At 41.8% G+C, this 25,019-nt stretch carries 22 protein-coding genes and 1 pseudogene; 13 read left to right on the top strand and 10 right to left on the bottom strand.

The window, feature by feature from the left end; translation table 11 throughout:
• Positions 1–519: 519 nt before the first annotated feature.
• From V7K25_RS04340 to V7K25_RS04330, 3 genes are read left to right on the top strand one after another with little or no spacing between them, the layout of a single operon-like run.
• Positions 520–3,936 carry a response regulator gene (locus V7K25_RS04340; RefSeq protein ID WP_335155406.1) on the top strand — a complete coding sequence of 1,139 codons (3,417 nt, stop codon included), beginning with the start codon at positions 520–522 and terminating at the stop codon, positions 3,934–3,936.
• Positions 3,929–4,888: a GGDEF domain-containing response regulator gene (locus V7K25_RS04335; protein WP_335155404.1), complete on the top strand. Its 960-nt coding sequence runs from the start codon at positions 3,929–3,931 to the stop codon at positions 4,886–4,888. Before V7K25_RS04340 ends, V7K25_RS04335 begins: the two co-directional genes overlap by 8 nt.
• A gap of 9 nt (positions 4,889–4,897) precedes the next feature.
• The gene (locus tag V7K25_RS04330; protein WP_335155402.1) at positions 4,898–5,071 is read left to right on the top strand and encodes a hypothetical protein; all 174 of its coding nucleotides are present in this window, start codon (positions 4,898–4,900) and stop codon (positions 5,069–5,071) included.
• Positions 5,072–5,199: 128 nt separating this feature from the next.
• Here the strand turns inward: V7K25_RS04330 and V7K25_RS04325 are convergent, their stop codons facing one another.
• Together V7K25_RS04325 and cobU are read right to left on the bottom strand one after the other, a co-directional pair.
• Entirely contained in the window at positions 5,200–5,670 is a 471-nt protein-coding gene (locus V7K25_RS04325; protein WP_335155400.1) for a hypothetical protein, read from the bottom strand.
• A gap of 52 nt (positions 5,671–5,722) precedes the next feature.
• Positions 5,723–6,295, bottom strand: a complete 573-nt coding sequence (gene cobU / locus V7K25_RS04320; protein WP_335155399.1) for a bifunctional adenosylcobinamide kinase/adenosylcobinamide-phosphate guanylyltransferase — start codon at positions 6,293–6,295, stop codon at positions 5,723–5,725.
• A gap of 216 nt (positions 6,296–6,511) precedes the next feature.
• Between cobU and V7K25_RS04315 the strand changes: the two genes are divergently transcribed.
• From V7K25_RS04315 to V7K25_RS04295, 5 genes are all read left to right on the top strand, one after another.
• Positions 6,512–7,309, top strand: coding sequence for a hypothetical protein (locus tag V7K25_RS04315; RefSeq protein WP_335155397.1), 798 nt, complete (start codon positions 6,512–6,514; stop codon positions 7,307–7,309).
• 134 nt (positions 7,310–7,443) lie between these two features.
• The gene (locus V7K25_RS04310; RefSeq protein ID WP_335155395.1) at positions 7,444–8,376 is read left to right on the top strand and encodes a glycosyltransferase; all 933 of its coding nucleotides are present in this window, start codon (positions 7,444–7,446) and stop codon (positions 8,374–8,376) included.
• Positions 8,377–8,511: 135 nt separating this feature from the next.
• Entirely contained in the window at positions 8,512–9,468 is a 957-nt protein-coding gene (locus tag V7K25_RS04305) for a glycosyltransferase family 2 protein (RefSeq protein ID WP_335155393.1), read from the top strand.
• Between the two features lie 46 nt (positions 9,469–9,514).
• The gene (gene hpsU, locus V7K25_RS04300) at positions 9,515–10,096 is read left to right on the top strand and encodes a hormogonium polysaccharide biosynthesis acetyltransferase HpsU (protein ID WP_335155391.1); all 582 of its coding nucleotides are present in this window, start codon (positions 9,515–9,517) and stop codon (positions 10,094–10,096) included.
• A gap of 120 nt (positions 10,097–10,216) precedes the next feature.
• On the top strand, positions 10,217–10,693 hold the full coding sequence (locus tag V7K25_RS04295; protein WP_335155389.1) for a hypothetical protein: 477 nt from the start codon (positions 10,217–10,219) through the stop codon (positions 10,691–10,693).
• A 40-nt stretch (positions 10,694–10,733) separates the two neighbouring features.
• Here V7K25_RS04295 and V7K25_RS04290 read toward each other — a convergent pair whose 3' ends face one another.
• The 3 genes from V7K25_RS04290 to V7K25_RS04280 form a co-directional block, all read right to left on the bottom strand.
• On the bottom strand, positions 10,734–11,132 hold the full coding sequence (locus tag V7K25_RS04290) for a nuclear transport factor 2 family protein (protein WP_335155387.1): 399 nt from the start codon (positions 11,130–11,132) through the stop codon (positions 10,734–10,736).
• A 38-nt stretch (positions 11,133–11,170) separates the two neighbouring features.
• Positions 11,171–12,178: a zinc-binding dehydrogenase gene (locus V7K25_RS04285; RefSeq protein ID WP_335155385.1), complete on the bottom strand. Its 1,008-nt coding sequence runs from the start codon at positions 12,176–12,178 to the stop codon at positions 11,171–11,173.
• Positions 12,179–12,263: 85 nt separating this feature from the next.
• Positions 12,264–13,058, bottom strand: coding sequence for an aspartyl/asparaginyl beta-hydroxylase domain-containing protein (locus V7K25_RS04280; protein WP_335155531.1), 795 nt, complete (start codon positions 13,056–13,058; stop codon positions 12,264–12,266).
• A 117-nt stretch (positions 13,059–13,175) separates the two neighbouring features.
• Here V7K25_RS04280 and V7K25_RS04275 point away from each other — a divergent pair, with 117 nt between their 5' ends.
• Entirely contained in the window at positions 13,176–14,660 is a 1,485-nt protein-coding gene (locus V7K25_RS04275) for an amidohydrolase family protein (protein WP_335155383.1), read from the top strand.
• Between the two features lie 30 nt (positions 14,661–14,690).
• On the opposite strand, the gene V7K25_RS04270 is transcribed toward V7K25_RS04275, so the two are convergent.
• From V7K25_RS04270 to V7K25_RS04260, 3 genes are all read right to left on the bottom strand, one after another.
• Positions 14,691–15,593, bottom strand: coding sequence for a DUF4437 domain-containing protein (locus tag V7K25_RS04270; protein WP_335155381.1), 903 nt, complete (start codon positions 15,591–15,593; stop codon positions 14,691–14,693).
• Positions 15,594–15,693: 100 nt separating this feature from the next.
• Entirely contained in the window at positions 15,694–15,993 is a 300-nt protein-coding gene (locus tag V7K25_RS04265; protein WP_335155379.1) for a protealysin inhibitor emfourin, read from the bottom strand.
• A gap of 132 nt (positions 15,994–16,125) precedes the next feature.
• Positions 16,126–17,205: a M4 family metallopeptidase gene (locus V7K25_RS04260; RefSeq protein WP_335155377.1), complete on the bottom strand. Its 1,080-nt coding sequence runs from the start codon at positions 17,203–17,205 to the stop codon at positions 16,126–16,128.
• A 570-nt stretch (positions 17,206–17,775) separates the two neighbouring features.
• Between V7K25_RS04260 and V7K25_RS04255 the strand changes: the two are divergent.
• Positions 17,776–17,973: pseudogene (locus V7K25_RS04255) on the top strand (3-dehydroquinate synthase); the annotation flags it as partial.
• Between the two features lie 89 nt (positions 17,974–18,062).
• Entirely contained in the window at positions 18,063–19,265 is a 1,203-nt protein-coding gene (locus tag V7K25_RS04250) for a HAMP domain-containing sensor histidine kinase (RefSeq protein WP_335155375.1), read from the top strand.
• A 79-nt stretch (positions 19,266–19,344) separates the two neighbouring features.
• Here V7K25_RS04250 and V7K25_RS04245 read toward each other — a convergent pair whose 3' ends face one another.
• Complete coding sequence (locus tag V7K25_RS04245) at positions 19,345–21,615, bottom strand: RelA/SpoT family protein (RefSeq protein WP_335155374.1); 2,271 nt, start codon at positions 21,613–21,615, stop codon at positions 19,345–19,347.
• Between the two features lie 292 nt (positions 21,616–21,907).
• On the opposite strand from V7K25_RS04245, the gene patD reads away from it, so the two are divergent.
• On the top strand, positions 21,908–22,261 hold the full coding sequence (gene patD, locus V7K25_RS04240) for a heterocyst frequency control protein PatD (RefSeq protein ID WP_335155372.1): 354 nt from the start codon (positions 21,908–21,910) through the stop codon (positions 22,259–22,261).
• Between the two features lie 152 nt (positions 22,262–22,413).
• Here the strand turns inward: patD and V7K25_RS04235 are convergent, their stop codons facing one another.
• On the bottom strand, positions 22,414–23,010 hold the full coding sequence (locus V7K25_RS04235) for a TetR/AcrR family transcriptional regulator (protein WP_335155369.1): 597 nt from the start codon (positions 23,008–23,010) through the stop codon (positions 22,414–22,416).
• A 294-nt stretch (positions 23,011–23,304) separates the two neighbouring features.
• On the opposite strand from V7K25_RS04235, the gene V7K25_RS04230 reads away from it, so the two are divergent.
• Positions 23,305–24,894: a DHA2 family efflux MFS transporter permease subunit gene (locus tag V7K25_RS04230; protein ID WP_335155367.1), complete on the top strand. Its 1,590-nt coding sequence runs from the start codon at positions 23,305–23,307 to the stop codon at positions 24,892–24,894.
• Positions 24,895–25,019 lie beyond the last annotated feature (125 nt).

Here is a 25,019-nt window from a genome sequence, read left to right as displayed (position 1 = left end):
GCAGATGTGCAGATAAAAAGTATAAAATTATGACTTGGGGTGAAAGTGGATAAACCTCATACAGTTATTGATGGGGTATAAGCCAGAGGAAAACGAAATAGTTACAGTACAGAAGGTTTCAAATTAAACAATAATCTTTCTTCTTAACATTGCTTTACATATATGGTATTTTCTCCGCCCACTTACTTAGTCGGAGGTAGATAACTGAGGGTGGATTTTTCTTTATTCAATTACAAATATTCACACAAAAATTTTTACGTAATTTTACTGTTGCTGTTCATATTTTAAATTAATTAAAAGTAAGTATTACTAAAAAAATATTTATATTTTTAGAAGGCAATCAGTGGTTAATCAGCATAAATATCGCTTATCTCAGCAGTGAACAAGTTTAATCTTGTGGATTAATTTTGAATTTTGAATTATTATCCCCCATGTCCACCAACCCTTATGCCTTGCTAGAACAATCCTTAGCAACAATTCATCGGGCAGACTAATATCGTTCACTACAAACAATTGCTCATGGAATTTTTAAATAGTCTTTTCTCTACTAACAACTTTATTCCCCACGGACATTGCTACCTCTGGAAACCAGGATTGGTATGGTTACATCTGCTTTCAGATGTGTTGACTGGACTTGCTTATTATTCAATTCCACTCATGTTGGTTTATTTTGTCCGCAAACGGAAAGATATGCCTTTTGGCTGGATATTCCTGATGTTTGGCACATTCATCGTTGCTTGCGGCACAACCCATTTTGTAGATGTGTGGACGCTTTGGTATCCTGTTTATTGGCTGTCAGGATTACTCAAGGCTATCACTGCTTTTATCTCTATAGTGACGGCTATACAACTTGTGCCATTAATACCCCAGGTATTAGCTTTACCCAGTCCTGCCCAACTAGAAGCGGCAAACTGCCAACTAGAAGCGGCAAACTACCAACTAGCAAAGGACATTACCGAACGCAAACGCACGGAAGCTCTGCTACGTGAAAGTGAAGAACGTTTCCAGTTATTCATGAATTACAGCCCGACACCTGCCTGGATTACTGATACTCAGGGAATGTTTGTCTACGTAAGTGAAGCATACCTGCGGATGTTTCAATTACCTACACGAGAACCGATTGGCAAAACTGTATTTGACATTTATGCGCCGCAATTTGCCCAGCAATCTCTAGAAAACATTCAAAGAGTTGCTGAAACTAATCAAGTTCTAGAAGCAGTTGAATCTGCACCATGTGTTGACGGTACAATTCGAGATGTTTTGGTTTTTAAATTTCCGATTTCTAGTCAACTTCAAGGCTGTTTAGTAGGAGGAATTGCCATTGATATTACTGAGCGCCAACAAGCAATGCAAAAGCAATTGCAACGCATAATGTTGCTCGAAGAAATCACTCAGGAAATCCGTCAAAGCCTCGACACCAAAAAAATCTTTGCCACGGCTGCTATTCAAATTGGAAAAGCATTTAAAGTAGATCGCTGTCTAATCCACTCTTATGTGAGCGACCCCATACCACAAATCCCCATAGTAGCAGAGTACGTTGTTCCCAGTTGCAATTCGATGCTGGAATTGGAGATTCCGATGGTTGGCAATCCTTTTGCTGAAAAAATCATATTACAGGATGAAGCGATCGCTTCTCCAAATGTCTACCTTGATGCTTTACTCCAAGCCACTGAAGCAATCTCGCGGCAGATTGACCTCAAGTCCCAGCTAGTAATCCGCACCTCCTATCAAGGAAAACCCAATGGAATCATTGGAATACACCAGTGCAGCCATTTTCGCGAGTGGACTCCAGAAGAAATTGAGTTATTGTCAGCAGTTGCAGCGCAACTGGGTATTGCCGTAGCACACGCAGACTTGCTAGAGCAAGAAAGTCAACGACTCGAAGAACTCACTTGGAACAACTGGGCCCTGAAACAGGCAAAACGTGAAGCAGAAGCTGCAAATCGTGCTAAAAGTGAGTTTTTGGCGATGATGAGCCACGAAATTCGTACTCCCATGAATGCCGTTATCGGCATGACTGGACTGCTACTAGATATGGAACTCACGCCTCAACAACACAACTTTTTGGAAATTATCCGCAGTAGCAGTGATGCCTTGCTGACTATCATCAATGATATTTTAGACTTCTCCAAAATTGAGTCCGGTAAATTAGATTTAGAAGAACACCCTTTCAATCTGCGTCATTGCATAGAAGAAGCTCTCGACCTCCTTGCTGCTCAAGCCGGAGCCAAAAACTTAGATTTAGCCTACCTAATTGACCCCCAAACCCCAAGCACAATTGTGGGAGATGTGACACGAGTCCAACAAATTTTAGTGAATTTAATTGGAAATGCAGTTAAATTCACCAAGGTTGGGGAAGTTGTAATTTCTGTGATGGTGAAACAAGAAATTAGTCCTGACTACTACGAAATTGAATTTGCCATCAAGGATACAGGCATTGGTATTCCTGAAGAACGACTGGAGCGGCTATTTAAGCCTTTTAGCCAGGTTGATGCATCTATGAATCGCCAATATGGCGGTACTGGATTGGGTTTAGTCATCAGCAAACGCTTATCTGAAATGATGGGTGGCACCATCTGGGTTGAGAGTTTTATAGGAGTTGGCTCTACATTTTATTTCACCCTTGTGGCTGAGTCGGCTTCTAGTTCAGAAACCCTTGACCTTGAGGTTGTTCAAACAAATTTAACCGGAAAACGCCTGCTAGTGGTCGATGACAATGCTACTAATCGACAATTTATCAGCCTCCAAACCTCAAATTGGGGCATGATTGTTCACTCTGCTGAGTCCGGTTTGCAAGCTTTGGAATTGATAAATTCAGGAGAGGAATTTGATATTGCCGTTTTAGATATGCAGATGCCAAATATGGACGGTTTAATTCTGGCAAGAACTATTCACTCCTTGCCCAACTGTCAAGAACTGCCCTTGGTTATGCTCAGAAATGTTGAAAAATCAACAAACAAAGAACTGGAAGAAAAATCAGATTTTGCTGCTACTCTTAATAAACCAATTAAGCGATCGCATCTTTACAATGTTTTCATCCAAATCTTATACGGCCAAGGAATTTCTCTACTACCTACACAATCACTTCCATTAATATTTGATTCAAAGTTCAGCCAACAACTGCCATTACGCATTCTCTTGGTGGAAGATATTTCTTTAAACCAAAAGGTAGCTCTCCAAATCTTAGAACGGCTGGGCTATCGCGCCGATGTTGCTAGTAATGGACTAGAGGCACTGTCAGCTTTGCGCCAGCAATCCTATGATTTAGTTTTCATGGATGTGCAAATGCCAGAAATGGATGGACTGGAAGCAACTCGTCACATCTGTCAGGAATGGCCGCATTCCACCCGACCTTGGATTATTGCCATGACCGCCCACGCCATGCAAGGCGATAAAGAAGAGTGCCTCAATGCTGGAATGAATGACTACATTAGCAAACCTATCCGAGTCGAGGCTCTCATTCAAGCTTTCAACAACTATAGAATTTTACAGCCATTGGATCCACAAGTGATGGCTGTTGTCGATAAAAACGAGGAAATTTCTCAACCAAAAATCAATTCAGATGTAATTCTAGCACCAGCGATCGACAGCGAAATATTTCAAGCTTTAATAGAGATAACAGGCGATGATGCTGTTGAGATTTTAGCAGAGTTCATAGATGGTTATTTAGAAGATGCGCCCCAAAGGCTGCTAGCAATTGGTAATGCAATTGCCAGAAGAGATGCTCCTGCACTACGAAGTGCTGCTCATGCTTTGAGGTCGTTGAGTGTGACTGTTGGTGCTATGCCTCTGGCTCAACTGTGCGAAGAACTAGAAACAATGGCTCGTGCTGATAATACAGTCAGTGCTTCTACTCTGGTTTTACAAGTTGAAACCGAGTATCAACGAGTAGAAGCTACTTTGCAATTGCAACATCCTAAAAATAAAAATGATTAATACCGACTTTGAGAACAACTCACCTGCAATTCTGGTTGTGGATGATGAAAGAGTTTTGCGACTGGTGCTGCGTCGAGCTATGGAAAAGGAAGGATATCGCGTTACCGAAGCCTCCAATGGACGAGATTGTTTAGATATTTGTCAACAGCAGCAACCAGATATAGTTTTACTAGATGCGATGATGCCAGACTTGGATGGCTTTAGTTGTTGTACTCAAATGCAAAAGCTTCTAGGTGATAATTGTCCCCCGATTTTAATGATTACTGTTCTCGACGACCAAGAGTCTGTTGACCGAGCTTTTGAAGCAGGCGCAACAGACTACATCACAAAACCAATCGATTGGAAGATACTAACTCAACGAGTCAATCGCTTACTGACATCTCGACAAGCAATAGAAGAACTTCAACAAAAAATCCAACGAGAATGCCACTTGACAGTACAGATGGAAGCAGCAACTAGAGGGTTGCAACGCCTTGCTACTGTAGATATTTTAACTAAAATTGCCAACCGTTCCTACTTTGATGAATACCTACAACGCGAATGGAACCGATTGCAAAAATATGAATTATCTCTATCTTTAATTTTGTGTAACATTTCTGTTTTTAACAGCGATATCCAAGATGAATACTTACGGCAAATTGCTGACACTATAGGCAAGTGCAAAAGGCGGGGAGCGGATTTGATAGCCCGCTACGCTAGTGAAGAGTTCGCCATGATTTTGCCAAATACTCAAGGCGAAGCAGCTTTTGATGTAGCAGAGGCGATTTTGTCTGCGGCCAAAGCTCTTGTCACTGTTGATGCTACTTATAATAGTGACGAATTCACTCTTAGCTTAGGGTTAACAAGTATTATTCCCAATCCAGAATCATCCACAGAGCAGTTAATTCAAACAGCAGAAAAAGCTCTCGAACAAGCGAAACTAGAAGGGGGCAATCGCATTTACCAAATATAGGACTAATTTTTGAAATATACGTTGTTGGTAAACAACCAAAAAATTTCCCAAATTCCTGATAGGTTTGCTGATGTTTTTTTATTCAATCCTTTAGATACTTGGCACGAAACAGCTGCAAATTATACAGCCATGATTCCGATCGCCTCTAGTCTGTTGTGGTTAGAGTTTGAAAACACGCCCTAGATCGAGCGATCGCAATTACTAAAAAACCCATGCCAAAATCCTGTGGTGCGACTAAAAACCACTACAGGAAAAATTAAAATAATCGAAGAATAAAAAAAACTTGTCAGATTTACAAATTGGTTGTTTGTTTATGCAATATTATCTACAAGCCGATCGCGAATTGTTTTAAGTTGATCTTGAGTCTTTATTGGCTCTCGCGGTGCTGGTAATTCGGTATTAGGCCAGCTAGGTAAATCATTGCAAGGGCATAACAACGCTGGCATTCCGACGTTTCGCGCGGCTACTGGCATACTGCAACGGCTGCAAGGTAGCATTTCCCAAGCTGGTGTCAACAGTTCAGCAATGGTTTCGTGTGTACCTTCTAGGTAACAATCACCCGATTCCGGTGAGAGAATTTTTTGCCAGCACTCTTCAAATTCTTCACTATAGCGATCGCCATTTAGCACCGATAGCGGAGCGATAGCGAGTCCGCGTTCGCGCAGCGTCTCGTAGAGAGCGTCTTGGGGCAAAAAGCTTGCCTTACCGTTGCTCGTAATCACTTTCTTACCCAACTGAAACCAGTAGGCAAGGTATCCTCTAACTTCTTGTTTGGTTGCCATATTACAATTTTAGATTTTAGATTTTAGATTTTGGATTAATTTGAATCAATAGTTAAGAATCTTGACTTCTGACTTCTCCTTCTCCTCTATTTGGCAATGGGTAACCAAGCCTGCTCAGATTGAGAACATGGCCACCTGTAACTAAATAAACAGTATTGCTAAGTACACCTAGCTGGCGCACTAAAGAACCCAGGCGATCGCGGAACGTCCTTCCAAGGGGATAAGCTGGTATCACACCCCAACCTACCTCTTCTGCTACAAACAGCATATCAGCAGCAACCAGATCCACTGTCTCTAACAACTCTGCAACGATGTTTTCCCAGCTAGATTCGTCCTCTTCTAAAAGATTAGCAACCCAAGTTCCTAAAGAATCAACTAAAACACAGGTATAAGGTTTGGCATCGGCAAGGGTAGCAGACAGTTCCACAGGTACAGATAAAGTTAGCCAGTCTTGGGGACGACGTTGTTGATGTTCTAAAATGCGTTGATGCCATTCTTCGTCATCTGGGTTATCGGTGGCTGTTGCTACGTAAACAACAGCTTTTCCTGACTGCATAGCCAGAGTTTCCGCCCATTCACTTTTACCAGATCGTGCTGGCCCTGTTACTAAAATGATTTTACCCAAAGTTCTTTCCTAAGTATTTTAACAATATGCCTAATGTTGCAATTTCTTACCGCAGTTTTTTACTTCATCGGCAAAATTTTTAGTTTCAAATAACTTTTAAGAGATAAAATTAGCACCAGCATCATTGATGTCACAACTGGCAAAAGCCGAAAATCCCAACAACCCCATTTTTAATTATCCAACACCATCGGGGACAGCAAACCTTAGGATGTCTTTATGAACGCAGGCTTAAAACGCATAGAAGCAACTCTACATGATTTAGGTAATCGCGGCACTGCCTCTGCCGCCGAAACTGGTGATTCGACGACAAAACGGCCTTTCTCCTTTAGAATCAGTATCAGAGCCAACGAACCCACAGAAAGTACACAAACTCCATCCTCTCAGGAAGAACAAACAGTTGAGGCTGAGAGAGATTATCCTGCTGAACAAGATTTCTTTCCTCACCATGAGTCTGTGCAGACCTTTCAAGCACAAGAGGATGGTAGCAAAACACCCAGCCTACCCAAGTTGAAAACTCCGAGCTTTAGTAGCCATCGCCACGGAGCGAATCCAGGATTGGCGATGAATTTATTGCAAGAAATTCAGGAAACTGTCGCCGGGTGGCAAATAGAACTACAAAATATTTTGAAGCAAATTCAGGATATTTACTTAGAAGGACCAATTGTCAATGGCTGGTTAGAATCCAATCCTAAGGAACCAGAAGCAGGAGGAACTGCAACACTGCGCCATGCAGAAGTTGATCGCCTGATGAACTACGTAGAAGAAATTTGCGCTACTGGTGGGAAAGTATCTTATCAATCATCTATTACTGGCTACCGCCTCTGTGGTATAGACGATACTGGTAAAGTCTGGTCGCGCCCATGTCCAGCAGATCAGATTCCCAATGTTAGCATGGCGATCGCGCGTTACCAAAAGTTACGTCAACTGTTAGGACGCAAGCAATCTTTGGAAACCCGCCTGAGTCAACTGGCCCAAACACTTGTAGTTTTACACGGTCATATTCAACAAACGTAAAATTTTAAAGATTATTTCCGAAGAAACTCGGTTGGTGGGTCGGTAATTTTTAGTTTAGATTAACTCTCAGCAGGTGTGCCTTGGATTTAAGATTTTTATCTAAAATCCCAAATCTCAAATCCAAAATAAAAACTATGCCAGACACCCAAATCTCTGCCATTATCTGTACCCACAATCGAGATACCTATTTAGGGCCTGCAATTGATAGTCTTTTAGCGCAGGATTTTGCTGCTGACTTTGAAATTGTAGTAGTTGATAATGGATCTAGCGATCGCACTCGTGAGGTTGTAGAACAAAGGGCCCACAATCCGCGCCTGAAGTATGTATTTGAACCTACCATTGGTTTATCTGTCGCCCGCAACACGGGTGCAAAAGTAGCTAGTGGTGATATTCTTGCTTATCTCGATGACGATGCCGTTGCTAGCAAGGGCTGGCTACAAGTTTTATATTTTGCCTATTACAATAATTCTAAACTAGCGATCGCAGGTGGCAAAGTCACTCTTATCTGGCCTCCAGGAATTCAACAACCACGGTGGCTATCTCCAGGATTAGCGGCAAATCTGGGTGCATACGATTTGGGTGACAGTATCATCTATATTGAGCAACCTGGCTCAACACCCAGAGGCTTAAATTACTCCATCCGCCGCAGTTTCCTAGAAGAAATTGGCGGTTTTGATCCCCATCTCGGTCGAGTGGGAAAAAATTTATTATCAAATGAAGAACTGCAAATGACCGAATTTGCCCTACAGCGTAATTGGCAAGTCGCTTATCTTCCCGAAGCGCTGGTTGCTCACAATGTTGCTCCAGAACGCCTCCAACGCTCCTGGTTTTTAAACCGGGGCTGGTGGCAGGGTATCAGTGAATGCTATCGAGAACAACTCGTTGGTAAAGCTGGAATTGCTCAATTACAGCGAGGTAGCGAACGGTTTGTGCGCGGCTTGTATAAGGCATTGCAATATTTTTCTGATCCAGCAGAACGGTTTGACAAACTTGTATATGCTTACGGTCAGATTGGTTACTTAAATGCTGCTATTCAAGGTCTTTTATCCAGATCAAATAAGAAATAACAAAGAATTCAGACTTCAGAATGCTTTTCTCTTAAGAATACAATCCGCAATCATAATCAAGTCCACTCTAACTCCTAACTCCTGTACAGACGCCATTAATCGTGTCTCTACTTCTAACTCCTAACTCATAAATATATGTCATCTAAAATACTAGTTTCTGTATTAATTCCGGCAAAAAACGAACAAGCAAACTTGCCTGCTTGCCTTGCTAGCCTCAGCAGAGCAGATGAGATATTTGTAGTAGATTCTCAAAGTACTGATAACAGCATTGAAATTGCTAACAGTCACGGTGTAAATGTCGTACAATTCAACTTCAATGGACGCTGGCCCAAAAAGAAAAATTGGTCTTTAGACAATCTACCTTTTCGTAACGAATGGGTGCTAATTGTAGATTGCGATGAGCGCATTACCCCCGAACTTTGGGAAGAAATTGAGCAAGCAATTCAAAACAAGGAATATACAGGTTATTATCTCAACCGCCGCGTATTTTTCTTAGGAAAATGGATTCGTTATGGCGGTAAATATCCTGATTGGAATCTACGTTTATTTCAACATAAAAAAGGTCGTTACGAAAACCTACATACAGAAGATATTCCCAATACTGGTGATAACGAAGTTCACGAACATGTGATTTTGCAGGGCAAAGTTGGGTATCTCAAAAATGATATGCTTCACGAGGACTTCCGCGACCTGTATCACTGGTTAGAACGACATAACCGCTATTCTAACTGGGAAGCAAGCGTTTATCTTAATATTCTCACAGGTAAAGATGATAGCGGCACTATTGACGCAAATCTATTTGGTGATGCAGTGCAACGCAAGCGCTTTTTGAAAAAAGTCTGGGTACACCTGCCATTTAAACCCATTTTACGATTTATTTTATTTTATATTATTCAACGCGGTTTTTTGGATGGCAAAGCCGGATATATCTATGCACGCTTACTGAGTCAATATGAATATCAAATTGGCGTCAAACTCTACGAATTACGCAACTGTGGTGGTCACTTAAATACTGCAACTACCTCCAAAGAAGGAGCAGGTGAGCAAGGGAGCAGGGGAGCAGAGGGAGAGCTATTGACCATTGACTCCTAACTGCTAACTTGTAATTCCTAACTCATAATTCCTGACTCCTAACTAAATGAGTAATGACCAACCTTTCGTAGATTTACGCAAATATGACCAATCCTGGTTTGATCGGGGGCGTCCAGGTTGGTATATTTTATTATGGTGGCTTGTGCAAGCGATCGCCTTTCCCCTGACTCCTCAACCGTTAAATATTCTGCGTTGTGCTTTGCTAAGACTATTTGGCGCTTGTATCGGTAAAGGCGTATTAATTCGACCCACCGCCCGCTTCACCTACCCTTGGAAAGTTACCATTGGCAACCACAGTTGGATTGGAGATAACGTAGTTTTATATAGCCTCGATCAGATCCGCATCGGTGAACACTGCGTAATTTCGCAAAAAAGTTACCTCTGTACTGGTAGTCATGATATCCAAGACCCTGCCTTTGGATTGAAAACAGCGAGTATCACCATTGAGAATGGTGCATGGGTAGCAGCAGATTGTTTCATTGGGCCGGGAGTGCAAATCGGCGCTAATACTGTGATTGGCGCTCGTAGTAGTGTTTTTACTAATATGCCTGCTGGGCAGGTTTGTTGGGGAAGCCCCTGTTGTTCCAAGACACTTCGCATAAAACTTGATCCCCCCACAACCCCATGATTTGATGGTTAAAGAAGGCAGAAGGTTCGCCTCAGTTGGGGATTCAGACCCCTCCTGAATAGGAGCCACCAAATTAAAAATGGTAATATGTTTTTACGGCTGCTCTAATCCTTGCTATTGATGAACAAACTATTGGATGAAACGCTGTCAATCAAAATTGCTGAAAGTATAAACAGCAGAGCTAGCACTCCGTTTGATAATGCTTATAAAGCAGCATTATCCACTGAGGGAGCAAGATATATTCAGGGATTTTTAGCTTTTGCGGGGAAACCATACAGACCGATTGAACACGGTTGGATTGAGATAGGCGACGCTTCCGATGTCCGTATTGTCGATCCTACATTACCCCACCTAAACAAAAATCCTCAAGAACTTTGGTATTTTGCAGCACAAAGGCTGACCGTTAAAAAACTGAAAGCCATCATTGAAGAATCCAAAGAAGATTATCCAGAAGATGATCCATTGCCAATCTATGGCGATCCACCTTATGAATATTACGGTGATGTCATGTTAGGTGGTCAAGAGTACTTGGCAGCATATCAAGCCGCAGAGGCTAAATGCCGAGAAATCAGCGAACTCAACCCTGAGACTAACTAAGAAGAGTGTATTAATTAAATAATTCGTAATTACGAATTATTTAATATGATTTACCATCACTGCCAAAGTATTCCCTATAGCTGCAAATTTTGTCTCCACGCACATCAAAAGAAACTGCTACCCGATTTTTGTAAGGCTGTCCGAACAAAAGCCCCTCATCTCGAAACTCAAAGACAGCTGTTGTTTCATTGCTCGTAACACAGTCTAGACTAGTCAGGTTCAAACCAGGACTGAATGATTCAGAAACGTACTGGAAAAATTCTCTAGCTCGCTCTTTTCCCACATTCAAACCGTGGAACTTTGCCATTGGAAACCAAAGGGTAAAATCTTCTGTAAGCATATCTAACAACGGTTCCCAGTTTCCTGTTGCCATACCATGCGTCAGATTCTCAAATGCCTGTTGAGCAACTTTTAAAGTATTTTCTGAATCTTGCGTCATTTTCACCCCCGACTGGATATAAACTAATACCGTGTTACTTAAAACCTCACCACTACTTTGCCACAATTCTGGCCACTGAGAAGATATTCTACAGCTTCGGGTATTGATTCTATGCCTTGAAACTGTGTTGGGTCAACGGCAACTTTAAGTTTATCTGTGTAGAACAGGTTTAAAAGGCGATCGCGTACCTCTGCCATATATTCTTTATAATGAGGCATAAGAAAGGCTCTCACAGAAGCAGCTTTCCAAAATAGCTGGTGATAAATACGTGGTTGTGTAATTTGTTCTATATTATTTGCGTATTCGGAGATAAAACCAACCACTACTAAACGTCCTCGCACTGCCAAGTTTTCAACGCAAGTATCAAATATTGCTTTACCTACACACTCAAAAATTAGATTAATGCCATTAGGGTATTCTTGCTTGAGGACTTGATTGAGGTTTTCTGTGCGATAGTTGATAATGCGATCGCACCCTAATTCCCTTAATAAATCTGCCTTAGCTTCAGAACTACAAGTACCAATGACATGATTCCCGGCTAATTTTGCCAATTGCACCGCAATATGACCGGTTCCTCCTGCTGCTGCTGTCACTAGAACCACTTCATTACTTTTCATTTCTCCCACTTGTTCCAATGCAACCAAAGCTGATACACCTGTAGGTATTAGCGTTAGCACCTCTGGCGTTGCTTCCCGCACCTTTACTGCTAAGTTTGCATCGACAAGCTGATATTCTCGATAACCGCCACCACGCGCCGTAGTTATCACAGCATCATCTATTTGAAAATCTTTAACATTTTCACCTACAGCAACAACTTTTCCCACTGCTTCCACACCCAAATCAAAGGGAGGAATCAAGTTAACATAAGGAACATCACCACGACAAACTAAGGTGTCAAAGCCACCGTTAACGCCAGCAAATTTGTTTTGAATTAAAAGTTCATTATACGCAGGTTTAGAAATAGGAACTTCGACAATTTCAATGGCAGATTTAAAATCGTGATTAAGTTGCTTTGCTATTAACTTTTTGTAAGTTTTTGCGTTCATTTACCTATATTAATTTAAAAAATATCAATGTAGGGTGCATTATGTTTTCAGCTAACGCACCATCAACCATCTATACATTCTAAGCTTATAAAGCTTTATCCCACTCTAATTGATGAGCTAAACCATACTTGATAAAATCCTCTTCTTTAGCTTTATCGCTTTTACCAAAAACACCTAAGCTGTAAGGATTATCTTGCATCCGTTGTGTAACTTGCTCTTTTTCAAATCGGATAACTTCATCTCTAGGTTTATCCGGTTTAAAAAAGTCTACAACCAAGACAGTTCTATCATAATTAGTGTAATTATGTGGACAATGTGGATAACTATGATCTAAAACTAGGAATTTTCCTTCATGCCAATAAAGTTGCTCATGGCATATTTTCATAGCCACATCTCCCTCTGGTACGATTAATCCAAGATAGCCACGATTCATGTGAGGATTATAGTTTACATGTAGCTTGATATCCAAGCCGGGATGGAATGTTCCAAAATACACATTTCTGATGATTCCATCATCGTTAAAGTTGACTTTTTCTATTACTTTAGCCAAATTTGGTAAATATTTCTCTCTTAATATAAGTGCTTTTTGCGATGCATCATCTGGGCCATAATCAGGATATTGTATTTGATGCGCCTGAATATATTTTTCAATAAACATACCTTGAAATAAAATCCCAAAAGCACTGTATTTTGCATCACCCTTGGTTTTAATCGTTTGACTTTTAGGCCCCAAAATATCATAAGTTAACTTTAAGTCGTCATCAGATGCATTCTTGATAAAATGTGTAAACTCATCTCTAATCACTTGCCAGTTATCTTCAAAACTTTTGAGAAAAATAAATTCTTTTGGGTCTATATGATACTCATTAAAACTTTCCATTGTCTTTGCTCCTGAAGATGATTTCATAAAAAACCGTTATATAATAATGAGATTTGGTCTTCGTCCCGATTCGATGTTGGAATTCCTGACTAAACTCATTTTAGTGTGAGGTCTACTGTGTCTGAAACTCCCGTATTAGATAAAATTATCAAAAATGTGCGGGTAGTTCGTCCCCATCAGGATGCAATCGAACTACTTGATTTAGGCATTAAGGATGGAAAATTTGCTCAGATTGCCCCTAATATTAGCCCAGACACAGCTAAAGAGGTATTTGATGGCAAAAACTTACTAGGCTTTCCTGGGGTCGTGGATGCCCACATGCACATCGGTATCTATCAACCTCTAGACAAAGATGCTGTAACTGAAACCAAAGCAGCCGCAATGGGAGGCGTAACTACCAGCCTAAATTACATCCGTACAGGGCAGTATTATCTCAACAAAGGCGGCTCTTACCGCGATTTTTTTCCAGAGGTATTGGCGTTATCCGCAGGTAATTTTTTTGTAGATTACAGCTATCACATCGCACCTATAGCTAGCCAGCATATCGACGAAATACCTTTATTGTTTGAAGAATACGGTGTTTCTTCGTTTAAAATCTTCATGTTTTATGGCGGTTATGGGTTGCATGGTTTGTCAGACCAGCAAAACCTCTTTTTGATGATTAATAAAGAGGAACGCTACGATTTCGCCCATTTTGAATTTATTATGCGTGGTCTAACTCGCTTGATGGAAAAGCATCCAGAAGCGCGAGATAGTATTAGCTTGAGTTTGCATTGCGAAGTTGCAGAAATTCTCAACGCCTACACTAAAATAGTTGAAAACGATTCTAGTCTTAGTGGATTACACGCTTACAGTGCAGCACGTCCACCTCATTCCGAAGGTTTAGCAATTTGCATTGCTTCTTATTTGGCGCATGAGACTAACTGTGCAAATATCAATTTGTTGCACCTGAGTTCGCGTAAGGCAATGGAAGCAGCTTTGACTATGCAAACTGCTTTTCCTCATATCAATTTTCGGCGAGAAGTTACCATCGGACATTTGTTATTAGATGTCGATACTCCCAATACAATTTGGGCAAAAGTCAACCCTCCTATTCGTCCCCGTGCCGATGTGGAATACTTATGGCAAGCAGTACTCAACAATCAAGTAGATTGGATAGTTAGCGACCACGCTTGCTGTTCTGCTGAACAAAAAAGAAGTGCTAAAGACTCGAATAATATTTGGTTAGCAAAGTCTGGTTTTGGTGGTACAGAATATTTACTTTCTGGTGTATTTAGTGAAGGGAGTAAGCGGGGGATGTCTTACAATCACATGGCTAAGTTGTTGTGTTGGAACCCATCCCGGCGTTTTGGTTTGTTAGAAAAAGGCAATATTGTTATTGGCTATGATGCTGACTTGGTTTTAATAGACCCCAATCAAACCTTTGTGGTTAGTGCTGCTGAGTCGGAGTCACAACAAGGTTATACACCTTTTGAAGGAGTAGAGTTAACTGGAAAGGTAAAAAGTACTTTTTTGCGTGGAAATTTGATTTACAACAATGGAGAGGTTATAGGTTCACCTATTGGGCGCTATTTAAAAAGGCATTCTAGAGTGTCCACATAGAAACCTTGCTGGTTACAAACTATGTGTTAATTAGTGTGGATATGACAGGACTGTTCCAACTTGTGATAAATCCCTATCAACTCTGACAAAGAACAAACCGCCATCATCTGTTCTATGCCAAGGAGAGGTGATAAAACTAGGGCCATAAGCAAAATAATCTTTTACAAATCGGTGGTCTCCAATATCACAGTATCCAGCTAGGCAATACCCTTCCTCGTTATAACATTGAATCATTGGGGACTTGCCATCATAATGTGGCAAGATAGCAAGCAGCCAGACTCCACCCCCGTTACTATCCTTCCTTAGCCACTTTTTATTTGCTTGCACAAACTGAACTGTATCTGCTTTGCCCCAAGGTAACAACTTACTGTCCAATGCTGGGATGAAGTCACGCACTCTAGCATCTGGATGATCGTTTAGTGCATATTTATACTTGAGAGAGCCGTTTTCCATCCAGAGGATTTCAGCTTCCTCATCACCTAGCACTTTCCAAGGGCCTACTCTCACTCCTGCGGGGATAAAAGAGTAGCCATGCTTGCCTAACTGCCACTCTCCCAGTTGGATTGCACCTCTAAGCACGAAAATCTCCAAATCAGAAGTAAAGAAGCCAGACGGTGCTTCAAACTGCCGTGGTATTACAACTCTTGAGGTTGATGCACCACTGTCATGCCAAGTAAGTAATCGACGGCTTCCAATTACTACATTCTCTGGCAGTCCACTAACTCGCCACCCTTGTTTTTCTAGTACAGTATTAGTATCAAAGAATTGGTACTGGCGAGGTACATACTCTTTCGATATTGCTGTGCGCCTTCCTGATAAATTCATGCGCCCTCTGCCATCTCCACCCCAATCCTCTTTTACAGATGCTACATGCAAAAAGTCATCAGTTTGGTTTTCTTCTGCGGAATTAAAATTTATATTTTCTTCGCCCACGACTTCGCATTCTCCTAGTTATATGCTTCTCTTTAGGTATTCAATTTTATATTGCGTTGACTGGATTTTCCTTCAAAAATTAAATTGTTAATTTAGCAAATTACCTTTTTTGTGCTATGTTTTGTAGCCATTCAATTAGGGGTCTTAAGGTTCCTGGCAATGCTGCTTCACTGACAGTCACTGCATGCTGCTTGCCGTTATCTTCTACTGTTAATTTATATTGAAAGCGATCGCTCTCTTGATTTGGCGAAGTAATGTGTTCCGGTAGCCTAAATAAATCAGCAACTTCCACTAGTCGCACAAGTGTGCTGGCTTCATTTGCCGCGAGAGTGTCCGTATCAACGGTTGTTTTCTTGGTAATCCCAGCAAAGCCGCCTGTGCGTTCAAATGATACTCGCATTTTTGGCTCTCCGTTGTGTTATTTAGTTGGGATAAATACAAAGAGTGGGAGATGATATTTATCACATCCCAGTTTAACTCCTAACGCCTGTACAAACGCGATTAATCGCGTTTCTACTTCTAACTCCCAACTCTAAATAACTCCTACCTTTTGCCAACCATTCTGCACAGCTTTTTGCTCATCACTGTCATTACCGTAGACTTCGCCTGCAACTTGAATGGTGACGTTGGCAGCTTTTTTAAAATCTGCTTTGGCATCCAAGCGATCGCGTAAAGCAATATACCAGATTTTGCCAACTGTTTCCCAAGCATAACCACCAATCTCAACAGCCGCTAGATAAAAGGCATAGTTAGGAATTCCTGAATTAATATGCACCCCGCCGTTATCATCAGTACCAGTATATTTATCTTTTATATGGGCTGGTTGCGGATCTTTACCTAATAGTGGGTCATTGTATGCTGTTCCTGGTGCTTTTAGCGATCGCAGGGCAACACCTTTAACAGTGGGTATCAAAAGACCTTCGCCAATGAGCCAATCTGCCTCTTGTGCAGTCTGATTTTTGCTCTTTTGTTTCACTAAAGAACCGAAGACATCAGAAAATGATTCATTCAGTGCCCCAGGTTCGCCATAATACTGTAAACCCGCTTCATGCTGGGTTATACCATGAACTAGTTCATGCCCAATAACATCTATTGACTTGGTGAAGCATTGAAACATTTCTCCGTCGCCATCACCATAAACCATTTGGTCGCCGTTCCAAAAGGCGTTGTCATATTTTTCCCCATAATGCACGGTGGAGTCTAAGCGTAGTCCTTTGTCGTCGATGGAATTGCGATCAAATATCTCATAAAACAATTCATAAGTAGCACCAGCAGCATCGTAGGCTTCATTAACTGCTTCATCACTGCTGGGAGGATCTCCCTCACCACGCACTAGTGTACCAGGAAGTTGCTGTCCATATTTTGCATCGTAGATAGTGCGCCGCTTTTCACCCGGAGAAGGTGCAAATGAGACATTACCTATAACATCTCTCCGTCCACGAAGCTGTGCCGAAATATTTAATGTATGAAAAGCCCAACTACGCTGCTGGGGGTTGCCATTTACAACGACATTTTCCAGGATATGGGGTGGGACAATACAACAAATAGGGCATCTAGAGTTAAGTGAATGCTCAGACTTGAACCCGGCTGATTTCTTTTTATTTCGAGCCATCCAAGATAGTCTCCTTTTAAAATTAAATATTGACAAACAAAGGAGCAGAAAAACGAATCCAAATCGTGTGTCCTTGGTTTGTTTTGTGAAAAATTTTCTACTCTGTATTTTTGGATAGGTCTGTGGAGGATGGATAGTACCTTCACGGGTACTTCTGATGTGGAAATATTGCATCAAAACACAAGACAAGCTTAATTAGCGCAATTTTCAGCCAAAATCCTTGCGTGAGTTAGCAAAACCTCCTTTACAGACCTAATGCGTTTATATATTAATTCTGATCAAAGGAAATAATGTTATTTATTACTGTTTTGTTACTATCAAGCTGTTAATGCTATAAATATCGATTAGAGATAGGCAAATCCTTAATCTAAGCATCCAAAATCTAAAATTTTTACAGCCAGCCACCAAACACCGCTAGACATAATTTTTAGCGCCACCATATTTTATGTTTTTTAGCAAGTCATCTATTACTTCTAGGCTGAAATCCCATGATTTGGAACGAAAAAGTCAACTTAACTCTTTTTTAAGATTTGTAAATATATAATTGTCAATAAGTTATACGGTAAGTAAATCAAATCATATTTTAGACACTATGACATTGATTTAACTGTAGTTCCCATTGTGATTACCGAGCCTACTAAAACCCTTGCAACCTTTGAAAAAATTGTTGACGCTTTTTCTGACTTTGGCTTAATCGGCAAAGAACCGATGTTAGTAGTGGGTGGTGGTTTAATTAGTGATGTAGCTGGGTTTGCGTGTGCTTCTTACCTCTATCTTGTCTCAGGTGCAAACTTGACATTAAACGTAGTAATCTACTTATATTGGAACAGCCTTCGCTGTGTTTGGTTGGGCAAAAAATGGATTTTAGTCAGACTCTAATTGCAAAAAGTGATGCCATTCTCGATCAATGGGTAGAAGCGGTTTACCAAGATGAACAAATTGAAGCTACTAATGAACTTACTTTCAAAGCTGTACGGGATAGCTTACCCCGCGTTTTGAAAGCATTAGCAACAGTACTTTCTGAATCTGAAACGAGCGATTTGCAAACAGTAGTAGATGCAAGTTTAGAACACGGTACACTCCGCGCCCAACAGGGATTTGAACCAGAGGAAATTGCGCGAGAATATCGTTTACTCCGGTTTGTGATTTTTTCCTTTTTAGAAGAAGATTTATTACAGGGATCTGCACAAGAGGTGCTAAGGGCTGTTCGCTTGATTGATACAGTAATTGATGAAGCGATCGCGCGTTGCTTTAACAGTTATACTCAAGGACGATTACAAGAGCTTAAACAACTCCAAAGTCAATTGCGGTTGACTAACCAAGAACTAACTCGTTTGGTTCGCGCAAATAAAGATAGTCTTTCGCATTTGGCTCATGAACTGAAAACGCCTCTCACTTCAATCATCGGTTACGCAGACTTATTTCTGCGCCAGCAGCGTCAACAATCAGAACTCAAAGATACTTATGCAAATCTTGAAAGTATTGAGCGAGTTCTTAAGAGTGGTAGAATTCTTGTGCGGTTAATTAACGATACTCTGGAAATTTCGCGCTATGATGCCGGACAGATGAAATTGCAGCCTACTTTAACCGATGTGCGTAGTTTAATCAACTTTATTTTAGAGATGATTGAGCCATTAGCGCGTGCTAAAGAATTATCTTTAGTTGTTGAATGCGATCGCGCCCCAAGTCAAGTTATCACAGATCCGCTTCGGCTTCAGCAAATTCTGACAAATCTGCTGAGTAACGCAATTCGCTACACGGAATCTGGTTCAATTCATTTGGAGTGCTGGACGGTATCTCAACAGCAGTGGGCTATCTCTGTTACTGATAGTGGTATTGGTATTTCTTTAGATGCTCAAGCACAAATCTTCAATCCTTATTTTCGGGAAGTAACTGCTCCCCAAGTGCAAAGTACTGATGGCACAGGATTAGGTTTAGCAATAGTCTCTCGATTGGTTCAGTTAATGGATGGTGAAATTAAAGTAGATTCACAGCTAGAAAAAGGATCTACATTTACAGTAATTTTGCCATTAGAAACCATCGCCTACGATCGGGGCTGATTATTTCAAGGAAATTTTAAAATGAAATCCCAACTTAAAACTGGTGCGTTAACGCAGTGTAACGCACCCTACCAATCACCTACTCGTCAATTTGACCAACGCGGCGGATATTCAAAATGTCGCTCATTTTCTTAATTTGGACAAACACTTGCTCTAATTGTGAGCGATCGCGTATATCTATTCCTAAGTCCATCAATGCAGGTTGACCAGCACAGGTTTTAACCTGAGCATGGCGGACATTAATTCCTTGGTCACTCAACCGTGACAAAATATCCTTTAGCACCCCTACGCGGTCAAGGGCTTCAATTTGAACATCTACAGGATACGTGTGCGGACGACCACTATTTTCGGCGGCTGGGTTCCATCTAACTGGTACTAAGCGCTCATACTCCACAGTTTCCAGATTATTGCAGCCTTGGCGATGAATCGAAATCCCCCTACCTCGCGTCACCACACCAATAATTGGTTCGCCAGGAATCGGGGTACAACACCCAGCTAAATAATACACCAACCCCTCTACCCCAATAATTGGCGAATCACTGGCACGGGAAATAGGTACAGGTGCATCCCGCAAAGCTTTTGATGTCGTTGGTTCTTTGGGGATAAATGGCGACACGGTGGAAATTGGTTGTTGTGCCTTCGCCACTTCTCGCCAACGATTTAGCACCAAATTCAATGTCACTTCTCCATAACCCAAACCAGCGAGTAAATCTTCCACACTGTGGTAGTTACACTTTTGGGCGACAGTCTCCATTGCATCCGACTTCAGCAAGCTATCAAAACCAGTTTTACCGAGTTCCTTTTCTAACAATTCGCGTCCACGGGCAACATTTTCTTCCCGGCGCGATCGCTTGTACCATTGTTTTATCCGATATTTCGCCGCCGAACTTCTGACAAAGTTCAACCAATCTAAACTCGGATGGCAGTTCTTTTGGGTGAGAACTTCTACAATATCGCCATTATGTAGCCGCGTTGACAGAGATACCATTCGCCCATTCACCCGCGCCCCTGAACAATGGTTTCCTACTTCCGTATGAATCCGATAAGCAAAATCTACAGTAGTAGAACCGGGGCTTAAAGGAACAACATCTCCCTTAGGGGTGAAGACATAGACATCATCTTCAAATAGATTATCTTTGATGCTATCAAGATATTCTTGTGCATCCTTGAGATCAGTTTGCCATTCGAGCAGTTGGCGCAGCCAAGTAAACTTGTCATCCGTCCCTGTCAAATGGCTAATACTAGAACCTCCAGTTTCTTTGTACTTCCAATGGGCGGCAATCCCATACTCGGCGATATGATGCATTTCGACTGTCCGAATTTGCACCTCTAAAGGACGGCCAGTTAGTCCAATCACCCCAGTATGCAACGACTGGTAACGGTTAGGCTTTGGCAATCCAATGTAGTCCTTAAATCTCCCAGGAATTGGGCGAAAAGCATCATGAACCACCGCCAACGCCCGATAGCATTCCTCATTGCTTTCAACAATAATCCGCAGCGCTGCCAAATCATAAATTTCATGAAATTCTTTTTGCTGGCGGTGCATTTTTTGGTAAATGCTATAAAGGTGCTTGGGACGACCGCTAATATCCTGAAAGCGGATTCCGGCTTGCTGCAAACGTTCTTGCAACATTTTCGTAGCTTTAGCCAATTTCTCTTCTCGCGCCGTCCGTTTTTCAGAAACATGCTCTTGCATTTGGCGAAAAGCTTCCGGTTCCAAATACTTAAAAGCCAAATCTTCCAATTCCCATTTAATTCGCCAAATCCCCAAACGATTGGCTAAAGGTGCGAAAATATCTCGCGTTTCCTGGGCACTGCGGCGGCGGCTGGCCTCTGACATGTATTGTAAGGTTCGCATATTATGCAAACGATCTGCCAATTTCACCACAATTACCCGAATATCTTGGGCCATTGCCAAAAACATTCGCCGGAAATTTTCGGCTTGACTTTCGGTTTTGCTGGTGAAATTGATTTTAGAAAGCTTGGTGACACCTTCAACCAATTGCCGCACTTCTGCGCCAAAGCGTTCTTCTATTTCTTGACTTGTTACTTCTGTATCTTCAACGACATCATGAAGAAATCCAGCTGCTATCATAGCAGCACTGCCTCCCAAATCATGCAGCAAGTCGGCTACAGCGATGGGATGAGCGATGTATGGTTCTCCCGATTTGCGCTGTTGACCTTGATGCAGTTGGAAAGCAAATTCAAATGCGCGACCAATTAAGACTGCATCACTATGCCTTCGGTCATCTTCGGGTGTGCCGATACTTGTGGATGGCTCCTTCAAACATTTTTTTAACCATTCTGGAATAGCAAGATCAACTGATGAATTTATAGCTAGGCTGCTCATACAATTGGGTTTGGATAGGATCGGTAGATTAAGTGAATGATAAATAAAACTGGCAGCATCAACCTAAGAAGATGCTGTCGCCCAGAGACGGGTAAAAAACCAGTGTAAGGATGATTTTCCAATTGCCGAGAGTAGTCATCCAATTTGAGTTTCAAGGATCATAAAGAAAATCCATTGATGGCAAACAAAGCCCCAAATCCTGATTTGAGGCTTTTAGTGCTGATAAGTGTTTAAGAAAGTTTATTGTAGAAGAAAAATTACTTGACATTAATACTATCTTAACTAGCACCGGATGTCTTTAAACCGTGAGAAATATTTGGCACTCGTAACCTTGCTAGAGCAATTAGGTTCCGATGCCGCAACTACCCAAATTGTTGTACCAGAACTGCGGCAGCGTGTAGCCTCGTTGCAGCAATTCTTTGGAGAGCAGATTGTACCTTTGGCTGATGAAAACTGGCGAGTGCAATCTTATCAAACCGAAATGAGCAAGCAACTGCGCTTGTTGGCAATAGATGTGATGTTTTTGCAAGGAGCGCGGCAAGCATCTACTGCACAAACGAGACTTCAAACGATTAGCGATCGCTTGACAACCCTCATTCAATACTGTAATGCCATCCTGCAACCAGAAGCGGAAGGAGAAAAATAACAATTGTTTACCTTTTTCTCTAATTTCTCCATCATCTCATTTATGACCTATGATGGAAAGTTATTTTAGCAACAAGTTGGGAGTGGGGAGTGGAGAATGGGGAATGGGGAATGGGAAGTTAAGAGTTAGGAATAATAATTTTCCCCCACTCCCTACTCCCTACTCCCCATTCCCTTCATAAGAAGATTCATCGTGCGGCGCATATACGCTTCTACTGGCTCGGTTGTGGGCTTGAGTATCAGTGCATAATATAGTGACCCGCTCACAAGGTCAATAATTAAGTCTACGTCTGCATCCTTGTGAATTTCGCCTCTAGACTTGGCACGCTCAAGTACTTTAGAAAAGGCTTCACGTCGGAGTTTAGTATATTTTGTCCAGTAAACCTCTGCAAACTGAGGATTGCTAGACGCTGTACTAATTATCAAAGCGAGTGTCTGACGACCAAGGGGACTATCTATTTTTTTAGCAGCATTATTTATCAAAATATCCATGTCTCCCCAAAACTTGCCAGTATCGGGGATCGCTAAATCATCTCTCAAACTTTCTATTGCGTCTGCAACTAGTTCTTCTTTGGAAGTGTAACGCCGATAGATAGTCGTTTTACCAACTCCAGCACGAGAAGCGATCGCTTCTATACTCATGCTTTCATATCCTACCTCTGCAAGTACATCCAAAGTCGCTTGCACAATAGCCTGATCAGCGTGGATGCTGCGTGGTCGTCCAGAGGGGCTGTTAATTTGCTTACTCATAAAATATCATCCCCTAGCAATATCTTCTTGGCCATTTGCTTCTAGCTTTGGGCATAGAACATAGCCTATAGGAAACAAATAAGCCCTATAGCTCAATTCTCATGCATGAAAACAGCAGCAGTGACCATCCATCCTTAGCATAAATATTTCTGCCACTTTTCATTGAATTCTCCCTTGACCGTTTTAATATGATACGCTACCGTAGCGTATGTATACAAAATTTAATTTTAGCTTTAGCGTCAGTGTTGCAACCAAGGCATTGCTTGACATTTTCCAAATCTTATTTATGTAATAATGGCTACCAATATTAAAAGTTCTAGTTTTGACGAATTTGGTTATGTCCACGGGCCATTGAAGTGGGCGATCGCTTTCACGGCTTCCCTTGGTGCGATCTTAGAAGTAATTGATACTAGTATTGTTAACGTAGCTCTCACCGATATCCAAGCGACTTTGGGTGCAACTGTCAGTGAAGTGGGTTGGGTAGTTAGCGGATATGGGATCGCTAACGTCGTCTTAATTCCCTTATCGGCATGGTTGGGAGATTATTTTGGACGTAAAACCTACTTTATCTTCTCACTGATTGGTTTTACGATTTCCTCCGTTTTATGTGGGCTGTCCTTCAATCTACCGATGTTGATTGTTGCCCGAATTCTCCAAGGTTTATGCGGTGGCGGGTTGCTAGCGAAAGCCCAAGCGATTTTATTCGAGACTTTTCCCCCAGCTGAACAAGGTTTGGCCCAAGCAGTTTTTGGTGTAGGTGTAATTGCTGGCCCGGCAATTGGCCCAACCTTGGGAGGATTCTTAGTAGATGGTTTAGGCTGGCGCTGGATTTTCTTTGTTAACATTCCCTTTGGGATCATCGCAGTAGCGATGTCTTTAGCCTTTTTGCCAAAGAATAAAGACAGGAAGGACACCCAAAATCAAGCTGTTGATTGGTGGGGAATTGGATTTTTAATCGTGGCTGTGGGTAGCTTACAAACTGTTTTAGAACAAGGGGAGCAAGATGACTGGTTTTCCTCTAGTTTTATTGTTACTCTGGCGATCGCCGGTATTATCGGCTTGGGGTTATTTATTTGGCGAGAACTGAAAACAGATCACCCGGCTGTGGATTTGAGAGTTTTGCGTCACCGTTCTTTAGCTGCGGGAAGCGTTCTTTCAGCAGTGGTGGGTATGGGACTTTATGGCGCACTTTTTGCTGTGCCAATATTTGCTCAGAGTGTGCTGCAATTTACGGCAACACAAACAGGATTATTATTAGCACCTGGGGCTTTAGCCTCTGCGATCGTCATGGTTTTATTAGGCAAACTGTCTAGTATAATTGATGCTCGATTTTTAATTGCAGTGGGCGCTGTCGGATCATCTGGAGTCATGTTTCAATTGGCGACAATTACCCCACAAACAGGTACAGACGATCTATTTTGGCCATTGGTATGGCGTGGGGCTTTTACTGTGTTGATGTTTCTGCCTTTGAGTTTGGCAGTTTTAGGGCCGCTACCCAAACAAGATGTTTCTGCCGGTTCTGGTTTCTACAACCTGACTCGACAACTAGGTGGCAGTATTGGCATTGCCTTACTTACTACGCTGCTTGACCGAAGAGAGACTTTTCATCGAGCAATCCTGTTAGGAAAACTTAGCCCTTATGACCCAGAAACCAATCAGCGTCTCGACTTGCTCAATGGGGCACTCCAAAGCCAAGGCATGGATGCGGCAACAGCCCAACAACAAGCACTAGCCTTATTAAGTCAAACAGTAGATATTCAAGCTGCTGTTTTATCTTACGCAGATTGCTTTCGAGCCGTAGGGATAGGGTTCCTTTGCTCATTACCTCTGTTATTATTCCTGGGCAAAGGCGGTGCAGGAGCGAAAGCCCCAATGGGTCACTAGTAGACATCTCCAGAAATTAAATATGCGTTATCTAGCAGGTTGTCGGAGAACTGGCAGAAGCATTTCCTAGCAAAACCTGCAAACGTCTTAAATTGAATGCTAAACATACCAAGCACCATTCTCCA

Source organism: Nostoc sp. (assembly GCF_036919495.1).
In the GTDB taxonomy this organism is placed as follows: Bacteria; Cyanobacteriota; Cyanobacteriia; order Cyanobacteriales; family Nostocaceae; genus Nostoc.
Note: the sequence above shows the minus strand (reverse complement) of the source record. Positions and strands in the feature narration are given on the sequence as shown.

Excerpts from the sequence above, each read along its gene's own strand:
- V7K25_RS04340 (WP_335155406.1), top strand. The coding sequence starts at position 520 with ATGGAATTTTTAAATAGTCTTTTCTCTACTAACAACTTTATTCCCCAC.
- V7K25_RS04335 (WP_335155404.1), top strand. The coding sequence starts at position 3,929 with ATGATTAATACCGACTTTGAGAACAACTCACCTGCAATTCTGGTTGTG.
- V7K25_RS04325 (WP_335155400.1), bottom strand. The coding sequence starts at position 5,670 with ATGGCAACCAAACAAGAAGTTAGAGGATACCTTGCCTACTGGTTTCAG.
- V7K25_RS04315 (WP_335155397.1), top strand. The coding sequence starts at position 6,512 with ATGAACGCAGGCTTAAAACGCATAGAAGCAACTCTACATGATTTAGGT.
- V7K25_RS04310 (WP_335155395.1), top strand. The coding sequence starts at position 7,444 with ATGCCAGACACCCAAATCTCTGCCATTATCTGTACCCACAATCGAGAT.
- V7K25_RS04305 (WP_335155393.1), top strand. The coding sequence starts at position 8,512 with ATGTCATCTAAAATACTAGTTTCTGTATTAATTCCGGCAAAAAACGAA.
- hpsU (WP_335155391.1), top strand. The coding sequence starts at position 9,515 with ATGAGTAATGACCAACCTTTCGTAGATTTACGCAAATATGACCAATCC.
- V7K25_RS04295 (WP_335155389.1), top strand. The coding sequence starts at position 10,217 with ATGAACAAACTATTGGATGAAACGCTGTCAATCAAAATTGCTGAAAGT.
- V7K25_RS04290 (WP_335155387.1), bottom strand. The coding sequence starts at position 11,132 with ATGACGCAAGATTCAGAAAATACTTTAAAAGTTGCTCAACAGGCATTT.
- V7K25_RS04285 (WP_335155385.1), bottom strand. The coding sequence starts at position 12,178 with ATGAACGCAAAAACTTACAAAAAGTTAATAGCAAAGCAACTTAATCAC.
- V7K25_RS04280 (WP_335155531.1), bottom strand. The coding sequence starts at position 13,058 with ATGGAAAGTTTTAATGAGTATCATATAGACCCAAAAGAATTTATTTTT.
- V7K25_RS04265 (WP_335155379.1), bottom strand. The coding sequence starts at position 15,993 with ATGCGAGTATCATTTGAACGCACAGGCGGCTTTGCTGGGATTACCAAG.
- V7K25_RS04260 (WP_335155377.1), bottom strand. The coding sequence starts at position 17,205 with ATGGCTCGAAATAAAAAGAAATCAGCCGGGTTCAAGTCTGAGCATTCA.
- V7K25_RS04250 (WP_335155375.1), top strand. The coding sequence starts at position 18,063 with ATGGATTTTAGTCAGACTCTAATTGCAAAAAGTGATGCCATTCTCGAT.
- V7K25_RS04245 (WP_335155374.1), bottom strand. The coding sequence starts at position 21,615 with ATGAGCAGCCTAGCTATAAATTCATCAGTTGATCTTGCTATTCCAGAA.
- patD (WP_335155372.1), top strand. The coding sequence starts at position 21,908 with ATGTCTTTAAACCGTGAGAAATATTTGGCACTCGTAACCTTGCTAGAG.
- V7K25_RS04235 (WP_335155369.1), bottom strand. The coding sequence starts at position 23,010 with ATGAGTAAGCAAATTAACAGCCCCTCTGGACGACCACGCAGCATCCAC.
- V7K25_RS04230 (WP_335155367.1), top strand. The coding sequence starts at position 23,305 with ATGGCTACCAATATTAAAAGTTCTAGTTTTGACGAATTTGGTTATGTC.